Raw genomic sequence first — 17,100 nt, 5'->3', positions numbered from 1 at the left:
TGATGGCTTACTCAGTACAGAAGTCGACGGTGGCGAAAGTTGCAGTAGTAACGCTTGCCATGCTGTTAGCAGCATGTAGCACCGACCAGCGTTACAAGCGCCAGGTTAGTGGTGACGAATCCTATCTGGATGCTCCACCGCTGGCGGAAATCCACGCACCGTCAGGTATGATCCTGCCAGTGCAGAATGGTCAATATGATGTTCCCGTCACCAACGGCAGCGGCGCAGTAGGCAAAGAGCTGGACATTCGTCCGCCGGCTCAACCTCTGGCATTGGTCAGTGGCGCACGTACCCAGTTTACTGGGGATACCGCAACATTGATGGTGGAAAATTCGCGTAGCGCAACGCTTTGGCCGCAGGTTGTGAGTGTTATCCAGGCGAAAAACTACGGCATCGAAAAACGTGATGACGCGACCCAAACCCTGACAACTGACTGGGTACAATGGAGCCGTGCTGACGAAGATGAACAGTACCGTGGGCGCTATCAAATCAGCGTGAAACCGCAGGGCTATCAACAAGCCGTAGTGGTTAAGCTGCTGAACCTGGAGCAGGCGGGCAAGCCGGTTTCAGATGCAGCCTCTATGCAGCGTTACAGCGCAGAAATGCTGAACAGCATCAGCGCGGGTCTGGATAAAACTCAGACTGACCAGCAAAATGCGAAAGACAGCCGTGCAGCAACGCAACTTGATGTACAAAGTGCCGCTGACGATACTGGCTTACCAATGCTGGTGGTGCGTGGCCCGTTCAACGTGGTGTGGAGCCGTTTACCTGCAACGCTTGAAAAAGTCGGCATGAAAGTCACCGATTCAACGCGTTCAACAGGCAGCGTGGCCGTTACGTACAAGCCATTGTCTGATAGCGCATGGCAGGATTTAGGCGCGAAAGACCCGGGCCTGTCCAGCGGCGACTACAAACTGCAAGTGGGCGACCTCGATAACCGCAGCAGTCTGCAGTTCATCGATCCGAAAGGTCATACACTGACGCAGTCGCAGAATGATGCACTGGTAGCGGCATTCCAGGCAGCGTTTAGCAAGTAACATTAAGAGGCCAGAGCAATCTGGCCTTTTTTCTACCAGGCTACGCAAACGTGTGCGTAGCCACAGATAGCGAAATTTTTAGTTAAATCACACCTGGAGTAAGAAAGATGCAAAAGCAAGCTGAGTTGTATCGTGGCAAAGCGAAGACCGTATACAGCACGGAGAACCCGGATCTGTTGGTGCTCGAATTCCGCAATGATACGTCAGCAGGAGACGGTGCGCGCATCGAACAGTTTGACCGTAAAGGTATGGTGAACAACAAGTTCAACCATTTCATTATGGCTAAGCTGGAAGAAGCGGGCATTCCTACGCAAATGGAAGCTCTGCTCTCCGACAACGAAGTGCTGGTGAAAAAGCTCGATATGGTGCCGGTTGAGTGCGTCATTCGTAACCGCGCGGCAGGTTCTCTGGTGAAGCGTCTGGGTATTGAAGAAGGTATTGAACTCAATCCACCGCTGTTTGACCTGTTCCTGAAAAACGATGAGATGCATGACCCGATGGTCAACGAATCTTATTGCGAAACCTTTGGCTGGGTGAACAAAGAGAATCTGGCTCGTATGCGCGAGTTAAGCTACAAAGCTAACGATGTCCTGAGCAAAATCTTTGACGACGCGGGTCTGATCCTGGTTGATTTCAAGCTGGAGTTCGGTCTGTTCAATGGTGAAGTCGTACTGGGTGATGAGTTTTCCCCTGACGGCAGTCGCCTGTGGGACAAAGAAACCCTCGATAAAATGGACAAAGATCGTTTCCGTCAAAGCCTGGGCGGACTAATTGAAGCCTACGAAGAAGTGGCGCGACGTATTGGCGTTAAATTAGACTAAAATCTCGCACGAATCTTTTAAAGCCGAAAGTGTTCCCACTTTCGGCTTTTTCACGTCTTGTTTCTTATGGTAATTCTGGAATTAACCACCTACGATCTATCTATTACAAAATATTAAAAGAGGCCGCCTATGCGCTGGCAAGGTCGTCGTGAAAGCGACAATGTAGAAGACAGAAGAAATAACTCTTCTGGCCCGAGCTTTGGCGGAGGCGGCGGTGGCTTCCGTTTGCCCGGCGGGAAAGGCGGGATAATCTTACTTATCGTGGTGGTTGTGGCGAGTTATTACGGCGTTGATCTCACTTCAATGCTTGGTGGCCAACCGGTTCCGCAACAGCAATCGACACAGCGTTCTATCAGCCCTAACGATGACGAAGCGGCTAAATTCACCTCGGTTATTCTGGCGACCACGGAAGACACCTGGGGGCAGATTTTCCAGAAAATGGGCCGCACCTATCAGCAGCCTAAACTGGTGATGTATCGTGGTGCGACGCGCACGGGATGCGGAACCGGTCAGTCAGTAATGGGGCCATTCTACTGCCCGGCTGACAGCACCGTATACATCGACCTTTCTTTCTACGATGAAATGAAAGGCAAACTTGGCGCGGATGGCGATTTTGCTCAGGGCTACGTGATTGCCCACGAAGTCGGGCACCACGTGCAGAAATTACTCGGCATTGAACCGAAAGTACGCCAGCTGCAACAAGGCGCAAGCCAGGCGGAAGGTAATCGTCTCTCCGTGAAAATGGAATTGCAGGCCGACTGCTTCGCCGGTGTCTGGGGCAACAGCATGCAAAAACAAGAAGTGCTGGATGCCGGAGATTTGCAGGAAGCACTGAATGCCGCGGAAGCCATTGGCGATGATCGTCTGCAACAGCAAGGGCAGGGGCGAGTCGTGCCGGATAGCTTTACGCATGGCACTTCCGAGCAGCGTTACACCTGGTTCAAACGAGGCTTCGACAGCGGCGACCCGTCGCAGTGCAACACCTTCGGTAATACCGTCAAATAACCCGATGTGGCAAGGATTGATGCTATGGAACAGCTAAGGCAAGCAACGGCCTCAATGGCTGATGCCGGTATTCGCCGGATGATGATTCTTTCGGGCGAGAGCGTGTGGAGCAGCCAGCAAGTTCAGACGCTCGCCCGGCAACATCCCGGCGACTGGTTGTGGGTAGGAGCGGCACCAGAATTGCCCCTGCACTGCGCGACATCCGCCATGCGCACGTTGTTGGGGCGTGAATTTCTCCATGCGGTTTTTGATGCGCGTAACGGGCTGGATGCCGAAGCGCTCGCCGCGCTTGCTGGAACGCTAAAAGCGGGAAGCTGGCTAGTGCTGCTGGCACCCGTCTGGAACGACTGGCCGATGCAGCCTGACTGCGATTCAAGCCGCTGGAGCGAGCAGCCTGAAGCCATTCCCACTCCGCACTTTATCGCTCATCTGCAACACTGCATTCGTGCCGATAGCGAGTGCTTGCTCTGGCAACAGCATCAACCGTTACGCCTACCTGAATTTCCCCCACGCCCAAAATGGCACGCCGCCAGTGGCGCTCCTTTCGATGAACAGGCAGCGATTCTGAACGAGCTTGCACAAATGCCACCCGGCGTTGCTGTAGTTACCGCACCGCGAGGCCGTGGGAAATCAGCGCTGGCGGGCATGTTATTACGCATGATCCCAGGAAAAGGGTTGGTCACCGCACCGGGCAAAGCAGCCACCGACGTGTTAGCCGAACATGCGGGAGAACGCTTTAACTTTGTGGCCCCGGACGCATTGCTGGCGAATACCGAAGCCTTTCAGGCTGACTGGCTCATCATTGATGAAGCGGCGGCCATTCCCGCGCCGCAATTGCGCAAACTTATTGCCCATTTCCCGCGAGTATTATTGACGACCACCGTTCAGGGCTACGAGGGCACCGGGCGCGGATTCGTTCTCAAATTCTGTGCCAGCCTCGATGCGTTAACGCGCTACACCCTTTCGACGCCGATTCGTTGGGCCACCAACGATCCGTTGGAACACCTGATCGACGCCGTGTTGCTGTTTGACGAACCCGACGTAACGAGCGCACCCCAAGGTGCCATTTCTCTGCAAGCGATTGAGCGCAACCGCGAAGGGGAACCGTCCGAGCAGTTGCAAGACATGTACCGCCTGCTCTCTGGTGCCCATTACCGCACCAGCCCATTGGACTGGCGTCGTATGCTCGATGCCCCCGGTCAGCATTTTATTGCTGCTATCAGCGAGGATGAAACAATCGGCGCGACCTGGCTGGTCGAAGAGGGCGGGTTGGATGAGCAATTGAGCCGCGCGGTGTGGGCGGGTTTTCGGCGTCCACGGGGCAATTTAGTCGCCCAATCCCTGGCGGCACACGGTGGTAGCCCGCTCGCCGCAACGCTAAAAGGATTACGCGTCAGCCGCATTGCGGTTCATCCGCTGCGCCAACGTCAGCAAATCGGCCAGCAGATGATTGCTTTGGCGAGGACTCAGGCGCAGCAGGGCGCTGATTACCTCTCGGTGAGTTTTGGCTTCACTAATGAGCTTTGGCGCTTCTGGGAAAGTTGCGGCTTTGTGCTGGTGCGAGTCGGCAGTCACCGTGAAGCCAGCAGCGGTTGCTACACTGCGATGGCGCTACTGCCGTTGACCGCGCAGGGTGAAGCGTTGACACGCCACGAGCAACAGCGGCTGGAGCGTGACATCAGCTGGCTGCAACCGTGGATTGATCAACCCTTGCCGGTGATTCCCCGCGAAGAAACTACGCTAAACAGTGATGACTGGCTGGAGCTGGCCGGTTTTGCATTTGCTCATCGCCCACTGGAAGCCTGTTTAGGCTCCCTGAATCGCTTATTACTGAGTTGTGATTTGCCGCTAAATGCCTTGCGTGGGCGCGTCCAGCAGCGTTTAAGCGTGGAAGCGATTTGCCAACAATTGCAGATTTCGGGTCGCAAAGCCTTGCTCAATGTGATGCGTCAGGAAGCACAAAAGGCCCTGGAAAAACTCGATGAGCAACAGTGCATTGCATTGAAAGACTCGCTTTTGCAATTGCAATTTTTCCACTAAGTCATTCAGTCAAATGGCATGGTGATCGCGTTTCGTCGGCGTATAGTCAACTCCAGAAACATAAGGAGAAAACCATGAAACACGAGCACTTTGTTGTCCAGAGCCCCGCCACACCTGCAAAACAACTATTGTTGCTGTTTCATGGTGTGGGCGATAACCCGGTTGCGATGGGGCAAATTGGCAGCTGGTTTGCACCCCATTTCCCTGAGGCGCTGGTGGTCAGCATCGGCGGCCCGGCACCAAGCGGCCCGTATCAAGGGCGTGAATGGTTTTCCGTGGCTGGCGTGACGGAAGAAAATCGTCAGCAACGCGTGGACGCTATCATGCCAACATTTGTTGAGGTTGTACGCCACTGGCAAAAACAGAGTGGTGTTGGGGCGAATGCCACGGCGCTGATTGGTTTCTCTCAAGGAGCCATCATGGCGCTTGAGGGCGTGAAAGCCGACTCGCAACTTGCTTCCCGCGTCGTGGCGTTTAATGGACGGTATGCGCAGTTGCCGCAAGCCGCATCGACCTCAACCACCATTCATTTGATTCACGGTGACGTTGATAAAGTGATTGATGTGAAACACGCATTTGATGCGTCAGAAGCATTAACGCAATTGGGCGGTGATGTGACGTTGGATGTGATTGACGATTTAGGTCACGCCATTGATGACCGCAGTATTCAGATCGCGCTGGATCACTTGCGTTATACGGTGCCGAAGCATTACTTCGATGAGGCGCTGAGCGGTGGGAAACCGAACGATGAGGATATTGTGGAGTTTCTTTGAGATGGGACTCCCTCACCCTAACCCTCTCCCCAGGGAGAGGGGATTGTCCGAGGGAGAAAGAGTTGATCGGTTTTCCCCCTCTCCTGGGGGAGAGGGCCGGGGTGAGGGCGAAACTTAAGGCTTCTTCTTCGGAAAATCGTCCTCGTCATCCCACTTATCGTTAAAGTCGCGATGCGGAGGCAACTCAGGTTTATTCGCCATATATTTTTTCGGATCGATGCGCTTCAAGTCCTTAATCACATTAAGGAAAATGCCTAACAGCAGCACCAGAACAATGATCCACCAGTAATGAGAAAGCCATTCCATGCCAGTACCTCTTTTGGGTTGCACAGCCTGTTAAGCAACAAGCTGTTCCATAATACGTTGATACATACGGGCAAGAAGTTGCAGGTCAGCGGCGTTAACGCACTCATTAATTTTATGAATCGTCGCGTTCACTGGCCCCAATTCCACCACTTGCGCCCCCATGCGCGCGATAAAGCGCCCATCGGACGTGCCGCCAGTGGTCAACAACTGCGGTCTAATTTCATTATAGTGCTCAACTGCGTTCACCACCGCATCGACCAGCTTACCGCGTGAAGTCAGGAACGGTTGGCCTGAAAGCCACCAGTCCAGGGTGTAACGCAATTCGTATTTGTCGAGCAGCGCAATCACGCGCTGTTTGATATCTTCGTCGGTCAATTCCGTGCTGAAACGGAAGTTGAACTGCACGAACATATCGCCAGGGATCACGTTGTTGCTACCAGTTCCCGACTGAACGTTGGCAATCTGCATGCTGGTGGCCGGGAAAAACTCGTTCCCCTTGTCCCATTCAATCGTGACCAGTTCGCTCAGCATCGGGGCTGCGCGGTGAACCGGGTTATCAGCCAGATGCGGATAAGCAACGTGGCCCTGCACGCCATGAATGGTCAGGTTGCAGGTCAATGAACCACGGCGGCCATTCTTCACCACATCGCCGACGACTTCAGTGCTCGAAGGTTCGCCCACCAGGCAGTAATCCAGTCTTTCGTGGCGTGCCATCAGCGTTTCGACGACTTTCACCGTGCCATTTTTGGCGCTGGCTTCTTCATCGGATGTAATCAGGAACGCGAGGCGGCCTTTATGGTTTGGGTATTGCGCCACGAAGCGCTCGGCGGCCACCACCATCGCAGCCAATGAACCTTTCATGTCAGCGGCACCACGGCCAAATAACATGCCATCGCGGATGGTCGGTTCAAACGGTGGGTTAATCCAGCGGTCAGCATCGCCTGAAGGCACGACATCGGTATGACCGGCAAACGCCAGCGTTTCGCCTTTTCCTCGCCATGCCCAGAAGTTTTGTGTGTCGCCAAAATCCATATGCTCAATCGTAAAGCCGATGGCACGTAGTCGCTCAATCATCAGCGCCTGGCAGCCAGCGTCGTCAGGGCTCAGGGAAGGGCGGCGGATAAGCTGTTGCGTCAGCTCAATAACCGGGCAAGACATAGGACTATACCTCGTTGATAAACTGCTGATAGTTCGATTCATTGAAACCCAGCAGCATAGGCTGCCCCGGCGCGTAGAGCAATGGGCGTTTGATGATTGCAGGCATTTCCAGCATCAAAGCCGCTGCGGTTTTGGCATCTGTAATGCTTGCACGATGGGCTTCGTCGAGTTTACGCCAGGTCGTTCCACGCGTATTTAACAATGCTTCCCAACCCAGCTCAGCGATAAAACTATTCAATAATTCGCCGTCCAGGCCATCAGCGCGATAATCATGAAATTGGTATTCCACACCTTGCGTTTCCAGCCAGCGCCGGGCTTTCTTGATGGTGTCGCAGTTTTTAATACCGTAGAGAGTTATCACGGAGTTAATCCTTTTGTTTGTCGTTGGGTATTTATGCAGGAATTTAGAATAATTAAAATGATAAAAAAGTCGCAAGGAAAAATATAGCGTAATTGCTAGTCTCATTGTTATGGGTTCACTCTGTTTTTTCGCGATGGCTAATTTCTAATCAACTATCCTGGATTGTTCTCGATCCAGAGGCTCATCGCTGTAGGCCAGTGTTTTCCAGCTTTGCGGGGTAAATTCTTAAAATCATCGAAACGTTTTGTTTCCTGTCATTCGTCACATAATAAAAGCTCTGCTGAGCTAATAATAAAGCTAATACGCACTCAACATTAGATGCTGCAATTTGAATTAGGGTGCGTATAATTAAAGCAATAATAGTGAGGCGGTTATGATTGAACACGAACTAGGGAACTGGAAAGACTTCATTGAAGATATGCTTCGTAAATGATCTGACCAGCAATAAAAAATATTAAGAACATGAAGTTCTTATTCTCAATACTCTTCGAGTCAATGACTCTCTGAGAAAACAAAAAGCGACCCTCGTCAGGTCGCTTTTTTGTTGGCTAGTTTTCAGAATGTTCCTTGAGCGGGAAACGTCTTCGCACCAGCACGAAGAACAGCGGTACGAAGAATATTGCCAGCACGGTCGCTGAAATCATCCCGCCCATGACCCCGGTGCCCACCGCGTGCTGGCTGCCGGAACCCGCGCCGCTGCTAGTTGCCATCGGCAGAACACCGAAGATAAATGCCAGCGAAGTCATTAATATCGGGCGCAGGCGCTGGCGGCAGGCATCAAGCGTGGCAGCCACCAGTTCACGGCCTTGGGCGTTCATATCGTTGGCAAATTCAACAATCAAAATGGCGTTCTTGGCGGCAAGCCCAATGACCGTCAGCAGTCCCACCTGGAAGTAAACGTCGTTTTCCAGGCCACGCATCCACGTTGCCAGCAGTGCGCCAATCACGCCCAGCGGCACCACCAACATCACCGAGAACGGCACCGACCAGCTTTCATAAAGTGCGGCCAGGCATAAGAACACCACCAGTAACGAGATGGCGTAAAGCGCCGGAGCCTGCGCGCCTGACAGCCTTTCCTGGTATGACATTCCCGTCCATTCGAGGCCAAAACCAGACGGTAATTTCTGCACCAGTGTTTCCATCACTTGCATGGCGGTGCCGGTACTCACACCAGGCGCTGCCTCACCGACAATTTCTAACGAGGAATAGCCGTTGTAACGCTCAAGACGCGGCGAACCGGTTTCCCAATGTGAAGAGGCAAACGCCGAGAACGGCACCATGCCGCCATCTTTATTGCGCACATACCACTGGTTAATGTCTTCCGGCAGCATGCGATATTTCGCGCCCGCCTGCACATACACCTTCTTCACGCGCCCACGATCCATAAAATCGTTCACGTAGCTCGAACCCCAGGCGGTTTGCAGCGTGTTATTGATGTCATCAATAGAAACACCCAGCGCCTGCGCTTTACGCTGATCGATGTCAATCTGCATCTGCGGGCTGTCATCGAGGCCGTTATGGCGAACTCGGGTCAGCAGTGGTTCATCGCCAGCCATATCGATAAGTTGATCTCGAGCTTGCATTAGCGCATCGTGCCCGGCTCCCGCGTGGTCCTGCAATTCCATATCAAAGCCTGCCGCGTTCCCCAAACCACTGATCGCCGGAGGGCTGCTGGCAATCACGCGCGCTTCTTTTATCTGGCGGAAGGCTTTAGTGGCGCGCTCGATAATGGCAAATGAACTGGCGGTTTTCGGGTCGCGTTCATCCCAGTCTTTCAGGCGCACAAACATACGCGCCACGTTCTGCCCGTTACCGCCAGGGCCGGAGCCGATGGTCGCGAACACCGACAGCACGTTATCTTTCTCTTTCGTCAGATAATACTGCTCGAGCTTTTCAACCACTTTGGTGGTTTGTTGCTGCGTCGAACCGCTGGGCAATTGTATTGAAGTGGTGAATACACCCTGATCTTCCAGCGGCAGGAAGGAGGTTGGCAGGCGCAGGAATAAGAACACCATGCCGCCAAGCAGCAGTACATAAATCAGGATCCAGCGCAGGCTGTGTGCCAGAATTTTGCCGACCCCTGATTCATAGCGCTCCGCATTGCGGTTAAACATACGGTTAAACCAGCCGAAGAAACCTTTCTGGCCGTGGTGCTCACCTTTATGCAGCGGTTTTAAAATCGTGGCGCACAATGCGGGCGTCAGAATCATCGCCACCAACACCGACAGCACCATCGCGGAAACAATCGTTATTGAGAACTGGCGGTAAATCGCCCCGGTGGTGCCGCCGAAAAAGGCCATCGGCACGAACACGGCGGAAAGCACCATCGCAATCCCGACCAACGCACCCTGAATCTGGCCCATGGATTTGCGCGTCGCTTCTTTGGGCGATAGCCCTTCCTCGCTCATGATGCGTTCGACGTTTTCCACCACCACGATGGCATCATCCACCAACAAGCCGATAGCCAAAACCATGGCAAACATCGTCAGAGTATTAATGCTGTAGCCGAAGGTGTAGAGCACCGAAAACGTCCCGAGCAACACCACCGGAACGGCGATGGTCGGAATCAGCGTGGCACGGAAGTTCTGCAAAAACAGATACATGACGAGGAACACCAGCAGGATCGCTTCCAGCAGGGTTTTTACTACATCAATAATCGAGGCTTTCACAAACGGCGTGGTTTCGTAAGCGATTTTCGCTTCCAGCCCGTGTGGGAAATATTGCGATAACTCTTCAATTTTGGCGCGGGCGAGTTTGTCTGTTTCCATCTCGTTCGCGCCAGACGCGAGCTTGATCCCCAGGCCTGACGCGGGCTGGCCGTTGTAGCGGCTGAGGAAATCATATTTCTCAGCGCCCAGTTCAACTTCTGCGACATCGCCAAGAGAAACCAGCGAACCGTCCTGATTCACGCGCAGAGTAATATCTTTGAATTGCTGCGGAGTTTGCAGCAAAGACTGGGAGTTAATCGTGGCGTTCAGCGCCTGCATATCCACAGACGGCGTGCCGCCTAGCTGACCAACCGCAATTTGCGCATTCTGCGATTTGATCGCGTCCACCACGTCTTGCGTGGTCATCTGGTAGCTGGTGAGTTTGGTTGGGTCGAGCCAAATACGCATGGAATATTGCGAACCATAGGCATCGACGTCACCCACGCCGTTGATACGGCTAATCGGATCCTGAATATTACTGGCAACATAATCGGCAATATCTTGCTTATCCATGCTGCCGTCGGTGGAGACAAACGCCACCATTAAAATGTTGGTATCGCCGGTTTTCCTGACGGTAACGCCCTGGGTTTGCACCGCTTGTGGCAATTTACGAAGTGCCGATTGCAACTGGTTTTGCACCTGCTGCACCGCTTCATCAGGGTCGGTTCCGGCTTTAAAGCTCAGTGTAATACTCGCCTGGCCGGTGCTGCTGCTCTGGGAGGACATATACATCATGTTGTCCAGCCCGGTCATATTCTGCTCGATAACCTGCGTGACCGTGTTTTCCAGGGTTTGCGCCGATGCACCTGGGTAGTTCGCAGTGATTCGCACATTCGGTGGCGCGAGGTCAGGATATTGCTCGACAGGAAGTGAAAAAATCGCGAGCAAGCCGGTGAGGCACAAAATAATGGCCAGCACCCAGGCAAAAATGGGGCGATTGATAAAGAAATTCGCCATTCAGTCAGGACCTCGTTAATACTTCAAATTGTGATTATTGGGATATTCGTCACTGTAGCCTTAACGGCAAGTCCAAACGTGGAGAAATTGAGGAGATATTGTAAATTATCTTCGCTCTGTGTGGTGTGGCGAGGCTTCAGAAGCCTCTGCTTTCAAGGAACAACACCGTTGCGGCGACGCGAGATCGCACCTGCAGTTTGCGCAGCAAATTGCGAATATGCACTTTCACCGTCTCTTCGGAGATATGCAAACCCGACGCGATTTGTTTGTTTGATAACCCTCTGGCGACTTCCTGCAACACGTCCAGTTCGCGTTCGGTTAATACGGCGAACGGGTCTTCACTGCGTTTATCGGTGCCTCGGTTTCGTAAATATTCCGCGACTTGCTCGCTGTACGCTTCGCCTTCAGTCGCGCCACGGCGAATATCTTCCAGCAGCACATCCGGGTCGCTATCTTTGAGCAAATAGCCGTCGGCACCGGCATCAATCAGGGTGAAAATATCGCTGCGCGAATCAGAAACCGTTAGCACAACGATGCGCGCACTCACGCCATCACGGCGCAGGGCGTTCAGCGTATCCAGCCCGCTCAGGCCTTTCATATTCAAATCAAGCAAGATGAGATCGGGAACCAGGCGATTCGCCATGCTTATCGCTTCGGCACCGCTGCTGGCTTCACCCACCACGCTAAAACTGTCGTCGATTTCCAGCAACTGGCGAATGCCACGGCGCATTAACGGATGATCGTCGACGATTAATACCTGACAGACAGTTTGTTCGCTCATATCAACTCCCAGAACTTTTACATTTTTATCGTTATGGTTTTACGGGTGTTTCATGCGTCACCCAATCCCCTGGCGGCGCACGAAAACTCATCGTAATCAAAGTCCCGCCCGAGTCAGGGCGGGAAATAGTCAGCTCGCCACCTAAACGTGCGGCGCGCTCATGCATAATATTTAAGCCGTAATGCCCTTCGGGTTCAGTCAGGCTGGCGATCCCCGTACCATCATCAAGAATATTCACAGTATGAATCCCTGATGCGGATGTACTACAGCTTACGGATATTTTACGGGCTTGCGCATGTTTAATCGCGTTTAAAACGCCCTCGCGAATAATCTGCAACAAATGCACCTGTTGTGAGGCATCCAGCGCCTGAGTCGGAATATGGCAATCCAGCGTAATCGCCGCTTCAGTCTGGTTACGCAGCGGGGCGATCATTTCCTGCAATGCCGACGGTAAATCAGCCTGCTGAAGCGTCAGGCGGAAGGTGGTCAGCAACTCACGCAACTGGCGGTAAGCGTCATTCAGCGCCTGCGAGAAATCATTAATAATGCGCTGCGCGGGTTGGTTTTCCGCCGGAACGGCCCGTTTCAGTAGCGTAAGTTGAATGCGTAAATAAGAGAGCACTTGCGCGAGTGAATCGTGCAATTCGCGGGCAATCGTCGCGCGCTCTTCCATTAATAATAATTGCTGATAATGCTTTTGCGCCTGATTGAAATAGAGCCCGCGCCCCAGCATATTCGCCAGGCTTTGCATCAGTGGCAACGGGGGAACGCCCGCCGGAGCCTGCCAGCGCAGCAACGCCAGTTCTTTATCCTCAAGGACAATCGGCAGTGTTTGCCAAGGCGCATTATCTTGTTGAACGCCTTCCTGAATCTTCCAGTTTTCACCGGTTTTCATTTCCAGATAATTAACCGGCGTTTTCTGACGCACTTGCTGCAATACCCGTTCAAAACAATGCTGATCGATGGTGCTCACCGTCAGCGCTTGCGAACAGGCATACAGCACTTCCAAAGTGCGGTTCGCCTCCTGCAAATCCAGGGTTTTTTCCTGCACGCTCTCTTCAAGGGAGCGATAGAGTTTGTGTAATTCGCCCGACATGCGTGTGAAGGTTTGCGAGAGCAATCCCAGTTCGTTCGGCAATTGGGTATTTAACGGCGGGTAATCGAATTCGCCACGCTCAATTGTGCGACTGGCCTCCATCAGCTTATTCAGCGGGGCAACGACCTGATGGCGAAAACGGCGCAGCGTGAAAAACACCAGCGTGAAAATGGCAATAAAACCGACCACCGACGCAATAACTACCTGCATCATTTTGCGCTCGGCGTAATGCTGAAGTGCCAGCACAAATAAATCTATTTGCTCCACGTAACCGGAAATATGTGCCTGATACCACGCGATATCGCCGTTGCGGATATGGCTCTCCATTTCCAGCCAGGCGTAGTTGATCACCTTAAAGCGCTCTCGTACTTCGGCTGGCACCCAGAATTTCTCAGTTTTCAACAACGCGGGTGAACGCAGCGACTGAGCATATTGCTCAAGATGTTTATCTAACTGCCCACGATCCCCCTGTAAATCATATCCCAGGCGATAACTTTGCATGCGCAAGGAACCGGCGACGTTCACCGCTTCGGCATCTCGCAAACTGCTGGCGAGCGTCAGCATCGCGATGCCGGTGGAAAGCAGCGATAGCAGCACAATGTAAAAGAAGGCGCGGGCCAGACTCGTGGAAACCGAGCGTTTTACTATCACCTGTCAATATCCTGAGAATTATGGGGGAGGAAACGATGTTTCATTAAACACGAAAAGAAATTGATCCGTACCAGGTTATTGTCAGATTTCAACACAAACTGGGCAAATGACCATTGCCAGCGCAGATATCACCAGGTAATAACATACCCCCATAAAAAATAAGCCTCCTGTTTGTAATAAACGGGCAAAGGGGTAACTAATGAATCGTTTTGTTCTTGCCAATGCGCAGCTTTGTATCGGTTGTCATGCTTGTGAAGTCGCCTGCGTGATGGCCCACAATGATGAAAAGCATGTTCTGACCAGCCCACAATTTCTGCCACGCATCTCCGTCATTAAACATGAAGGGCGGCGTAATGCGGTGACATGTCGCCATTGCGAAGATGCCCCGTGCGCCAGCAGTTGCCCAAATGAAGCCATCTCCCGGGTGAGCGATAGCGTGCAGGTGAATCAGCAAAAATGTATCGGCTGCAAATCTTGCGTGGTGGCGTGCCCGTTTGGGGCGATGCAAGTCATTACCATTCCAATGAATGATAGCCGTTCCGTAAAAGCGAATGCGCATAAATGCGACCTCTGTAACCATCGCGAAAACGGCCCGGCGTGCGTAGAAAATTGCCCGAGCAAGGCGCTGAAATTAATCAACAGTGAAACCCTGGCGGCGCTGGCGAAAGCCCGTCGTTTGCGTTCGGCGGCGCAGGAATCACAGCCGTGGCACAGCACCGCTCAGCAGGCGGCGCAACAGCAATCATTGTCTGCGGATCTCACTAAAGTTTGTAAAATGCGCGCCACTCCAGCTCGCCAGGACCCCGACAAAATCGAGCTGACGCTGCGCAAAACCGGCTTTGCCGAAATCTACCGTACCTTTGATCAAAACCAGGCCGAAAGCCAGGCAGACCGCTGCCTGAAATGTGGCGATCACAGTATTTGTGAGTGGACTTGCCCGCTGCATAACCATATTCCGCAATGGATTGAACTGGTGAAAGAGGGGCGCATTCTCGAGGCGGTAGAACTCTCGCACCAGACCAACTGCCTGCCGGAAGTCACCGGGCGCGTCTGCCCACAAGACCGTTTATGCGAAAGCGCCTGTACGCTGAAAGACGAATACGGCGCGGTCACTATCGGCAACATCGAACGCTACATTTCCGATAATGCGTTTGCCAGCGGATGGACGCCGGATCTGTCTTACGTCAAACCCACCCACCGCCGCGTGGCAGTGATTGGCGCGGGGCCAGCCGGGCTTGCCTGTGCGGATATTCTGGCGCGTAACGGCGTTAACGCGACGGTGTTTGACCGCCATCCTGAAATCGGCGGCTTGCTGACGTTCGGTATTCCGGCCTTCAAACTCGACAAATCGCTGCTCAGTCGCCGCCGTGAAATCTTCAGCGCCATGGGTATTGAATTCAAACTCAATACCGAAATTGGCCGTGACATTCCGCTTGAACAGGTTCTGGCGGATTACGACGCGGTGTTTGTCGGCGTGGGGACTTATCGTTCCATGAAAGCCGGGCTGCCGAACGAAGACGCACCGGGCGTTTACGATGCGCTGCCGTTCCTGATTGCCAATACCAAACAAGTGATGGGATTGCCGGAATTGCCCGATGAACCGTATATCGACATGGCGGGCAAACAAGTCGTCGTCCTCGGTGGCGGCGATACCGCGATGGACTGCGTGCGCACCTCGATTCGCCACGGTGCGGAACAGGTGACGTGCGCTTATCGCCGTGACGAAGCCAACATGCCGGGTTCCAAAAAAGAGGTCAAAAACGCCCGCGAAGAAGGGGCGATGTTTGAATTTAACATGCAGCCGCTAAATATCGAACTCGACGAAAGCGGGCGCGTGATGGGGATTCGGATGCTGCGCACCCAAATGGGCGAGCCGGACGAACAAGGCCGCCGCCGCCCGGAACCGATTGCCGGGTCTGAATTTGTCATGCCAGCCGATGCGGTCATCATGGCGTTTGGCTTCCATCCACACGGCATGCCGTGGCTGGAAGAGCACAGCGTGAAACTCGATAGCTGGGGCCGAATCATCGCCAGCGTCGAGGATAAACTTCGTTATCAGACCAGCAACCCGAAAATCTTCGCCGGTGGCGATGCGGTGCGCGGCGCGGATTTAGTCGTGACCGCGATGGCAGAAGGTCGCCACGCCGCAGCGGGGATAATGGAGTATCTGGAAGTTACTGTGCAAACTAAACTCGTCTCATAAGATCATTTAGCCCTTCCTGAAAGGGAAGGGCTAAATGAAACCTGGTCCATCTTTCTCATCGTATTTTGTCCGTTTCCCTATTTCTGTCTTTTTGACAGAGATCGCAGTAATTACTCCATCTTGTCTTTAGGTTTGAATTTATATTGTTGATTTAAATGTATTTGTTTTGAAAATACATTTTGCCATGTCAGACAAAATATCAATCATTTCAACCGCACTTTAAAAGGACTTAACCATGCCTGGAATGCCTGCTGCGCGTCAGGGTGACGCAACTTTAATCGGCGGCCCGATTGTTCAGGGTTCCCTCGGGGTGATGATTGGTGCCCCCACCGGCGTGGCCTGCTCAGTCTGCCCCGGTGGCGTGGCGGTGGGCAATCCCGTCAACCCGGTGTTGGGAGCCAAAGTGCAGCCCGGTGAAACCGATATCGCCCTGCCGGCACATTTACCGTTTGTGCTCACCCGCAGCTACAGCAGTTACCGCACCGACACACCCGCCCCGGTCGGTACCTTCGGCCCCGGCTGGCAGTCGGCGACAGATATTCGCCTGCAGATTCGCTCTTCTGAGCTCATTCTTAACGATAACGGCGGGCGCAGCATTCATTTTGACCTGCTGGCTCCGGGTGCCATTGCCTACAGTCAGTCCGAAAAACTCTGGCTGGCCCGGGGCGGCGTGGATACGCAGCCTGAAAGCCATCGTCTGAGCCGCCTGTGGCAGGCGCTGCCCGCTGATGTACGTCTCAGTCCACATACCTATTTTGTTGCAAACGATGCCACCGGGCCGTGGTGGATACTGGAGCCTTTTCAGTTACCGGTTTCACCGGACGACATGCTGCCACGCCCGTTGCCGCCGTTCCGCGTGCTTTCCGGTCTGGTGGACCGCTTTGGTAATCAGTTGCGCTATCACCGTGATGCTGACGGGGAATTTGCCGGGCAGGTCACTGCGGTGACGGACAGCAGCGGGCGACAGTTCCGGCTGGAGCTTGTCACACTCCCCGCCGGCATTCGTCTTGCCGCCGTCTGGCTGGTGCGGGATGCGGCGTTTCCCGATTTGCCGTCACTCCCGCTCGCCCGTTATGACTACAGCCCGCGCGGTGAGCTGGCGGCGGTGTATGACCGGGCGGGGGTGAAAACGCGTCACTTCGAATGGCACCCGCAACATGCAGGCCTGATGGTCGCCCACCGGTACACCGGGCGGCCCGCCAC

General features: G+C 53.6%; 14 protein-coding genes. 8 read left to right on the top strand and 6 right to left on the bottom strand.

What is annotated here, in order from left to right:
• The first annotated feature begins 2 nt into the window (after window positions 1-2).
• The 5 genes from bamC to ypfH all read left to right on the top strand — a co-directional run bounded on the left by bamC (window position 3) and on the right by ypfH (window position 5,676).
• On the top strand, window positions 3-1,037 hold the full coding sequence (gene bamC, locus D6029_RS13365) for an outer membrane protein assembly factor BamC (protein ID WP_120065224.1): 1,035 nt from the start codon (window positions 3-5) through the stop codon (window positions 1,035-1,037).
• A 107-nt stretch (window positions 1,038-1,144) separates the two neighbouring features.
• On the top strand, window positions 1,145-1,858 hold the full coding sequence (gene purC, locus D6029_RS13360; RefSeq protein ID WP_120065223.1) for a phosphoribosylaminoimidazolesuccinocarboxamide synthase: 714 nt from the start codon (window positions 1,145-1,147) through the stop codon (window positions 1,856-1,858).
• A 129-nt stretch (window positions 1,859-1,987) separates the two neighbouring features.
• The gene (gene ypfJ / locus D6029_RS13355) at window positions 1,988-2,863 is read left to right on the top strand and encodes a KPN_02809 family neutral zinc metallopeptidase (RefSeq protein ID WP_120065222.1); all 876 of its coding nucleotides are present in this window, start codon (window positions 1,988-1,990) and stop codon (window positions 2,861-2,863) included.
• 24 nt (window positions 2,864-2,887) lie between these two features.
• The gene (locus D6029_RS13350) at window positions 2,888-4,903 is read left to right on the top strand and encodes a tRNA(Met) cytidine acetyltransferase TmcA (protein WP_167456003.1); all 2,016 of its coding nucleotides are present in this window, start codon (window positions 2,888-2,890) and stop codon (window positions 4,901-4,903) included.
• A gap of 74 nt (window positions 4,904-4,977) precedes the next feature.
• Entirely contained in the window at window positions 4,978-5,676 is a 699-nt protein-coding gene (ypfH, locus tag D6029_RS13345) for an esterase (protein WP_120065220.1), read from the top strand.
• Window positions 5,677-5,790: 114 nt separating this feature from the next.
• Here the strand turns inward: ypfH and D6029_RS13340 are convergent, their stop codons facing one another.
• The 3 genes from D6029_RS13340 to D6029_RS13330 are packed head-to-tail and all read right to left on the bottom strand — an operon-like array spanning window position 5,791 to window position 7,501.
• Entirely contained in the window at window positions 5,791-5,982 is a 192-nt protein-coding gene (locus D6029_RS13340) for a YpfN family protein (protein ID WP_034459091.1), read from the bottom strand.
• Between the two features lie 30 nt (window positions 5,983-6,012).
• Window positions 6,013-7,140: a succinyl-diaminopimelate desuccinylase gene (gene dapE / locus D6029_RS13335; RefSeq protein WP_120065219.1), complete on the bottom strand. Its 1,128-nt coding sequence runs from the start codon at window positions 7,138-7,140 to the stop codon at window positions 6,013-6,015.
• Between the two features lie 4 nt (window positions 7,141-7,144).
• Window positions 7,145-7,501, bottom strand: a complete 357-nt coding sequence (locus tag D6029_RS13330; protein WP_120065218.1) for an ArsC family reductase — start codon at window positions 7,499-7,501, stop codon at window positions 7,145-7,147.
• Between the two features lie 373 nt (window positions 7,502-7,874).
• Between D6029_RS13330 and ypfM the strand changes: the two genes are divergently transcribed.
• Window positions 7,875-7,934, top strand: a complete 60-nt coding sequence (ypfM, locus tag D6029_RS13325; RefSeq protein ID WP_087867655.1) for a protein YpfM — start codon at window positions 7,875-7,877, stop codon at window positions 7,932-7,934.
• 115 nt (window positions 7,935-8,049) lie between these two features.
• Here ypfM and acrD read toward each other — a convergent pair whose 3' ends face one another.
• The 3 genes from acrD to narQ form a co-directional block, all read right to left on the bottom strand.
• Complete coding sequence (gene acrD / locus D6029_RS13320) at window positions 8,050-11,166, bottom strand: multidrug efflux RND transporter permease AcrD (RefSeq protein WP_120065217.1); 3,117 nt, start codon at window positions 11,164-11,166, stop codon at window positions 8,050-8,052.
• A gap of 136 nt (window positions 11,167-11,302) precedes the next feature.
• Window positions 11,303-11,947, bottom strand: coding sequence for a nitrate/nitrite response regulator protein NarP (gene narP / locus D6029_RS13315; RefSeq protein WP_120065216.1), 645 nt, complete (start codon window positions 11,945-11,947; stop codon window positions 11,303-11,305).
• A 31-nt stretch (window positions 11,948-11,978) separates the two neighbouring features.
• Window positions 11,979-13,694 carry a nitrate/nitrite two-component system sensor histidine kinase NarQ gene (narQ, locus tag D6029_RS13310; RefSeq protein WP_120065215.1) on the bottom strand — a complete coding sequence of 572 codons (1,716 nt, stop codon included), beginning with the start codon at window positions 13,692-13,694 and terminating at the stop codon, window positions 11,979-11,981.
• A gap of 199 nt (window positions 13,695-13,893) precedes the next feature.
• Between narQ and aegA the strand changes: the two genes are divergently transcribed.
• Both aegA and D6029_RS13295 read left to right on the top strand, forming a co-directional pair.
• On the top strand, window positions 13,894-15,897 hold the full coding sequence (aegA, locus tag D6029_RS13305; protein WP_120065214.1) for a formate-dependent uric acid utilization protein AegA: 2,004 nt from the start codon (window positions 13,894-13,896) through the stop codon (window positions 15,895-15,897).
• Window positions 15,898-16,132: 235 nt separating this feature from the next.
• Window positions 16,133-17,100: DUF6531 domain-containing protein (locus D6029_RS13295; protein WP_244212408.1), on the top strand; the 968-nt coding region annotated here is incomplete at its 3' end.

This window comes from Buttiauxella izardii, from assembly GCF_003601925.1.
GTDB classification, from domain to species: Bacteria; Pseudomonadota; Gammaproteobacteria; order Enterobacterales; family Enterobacteriaceae; genus Buttiauxella; species Buttiauxella izardii.
This window is presented reverse-complemented; position numbering and strand designations above follow the sequence as displayed.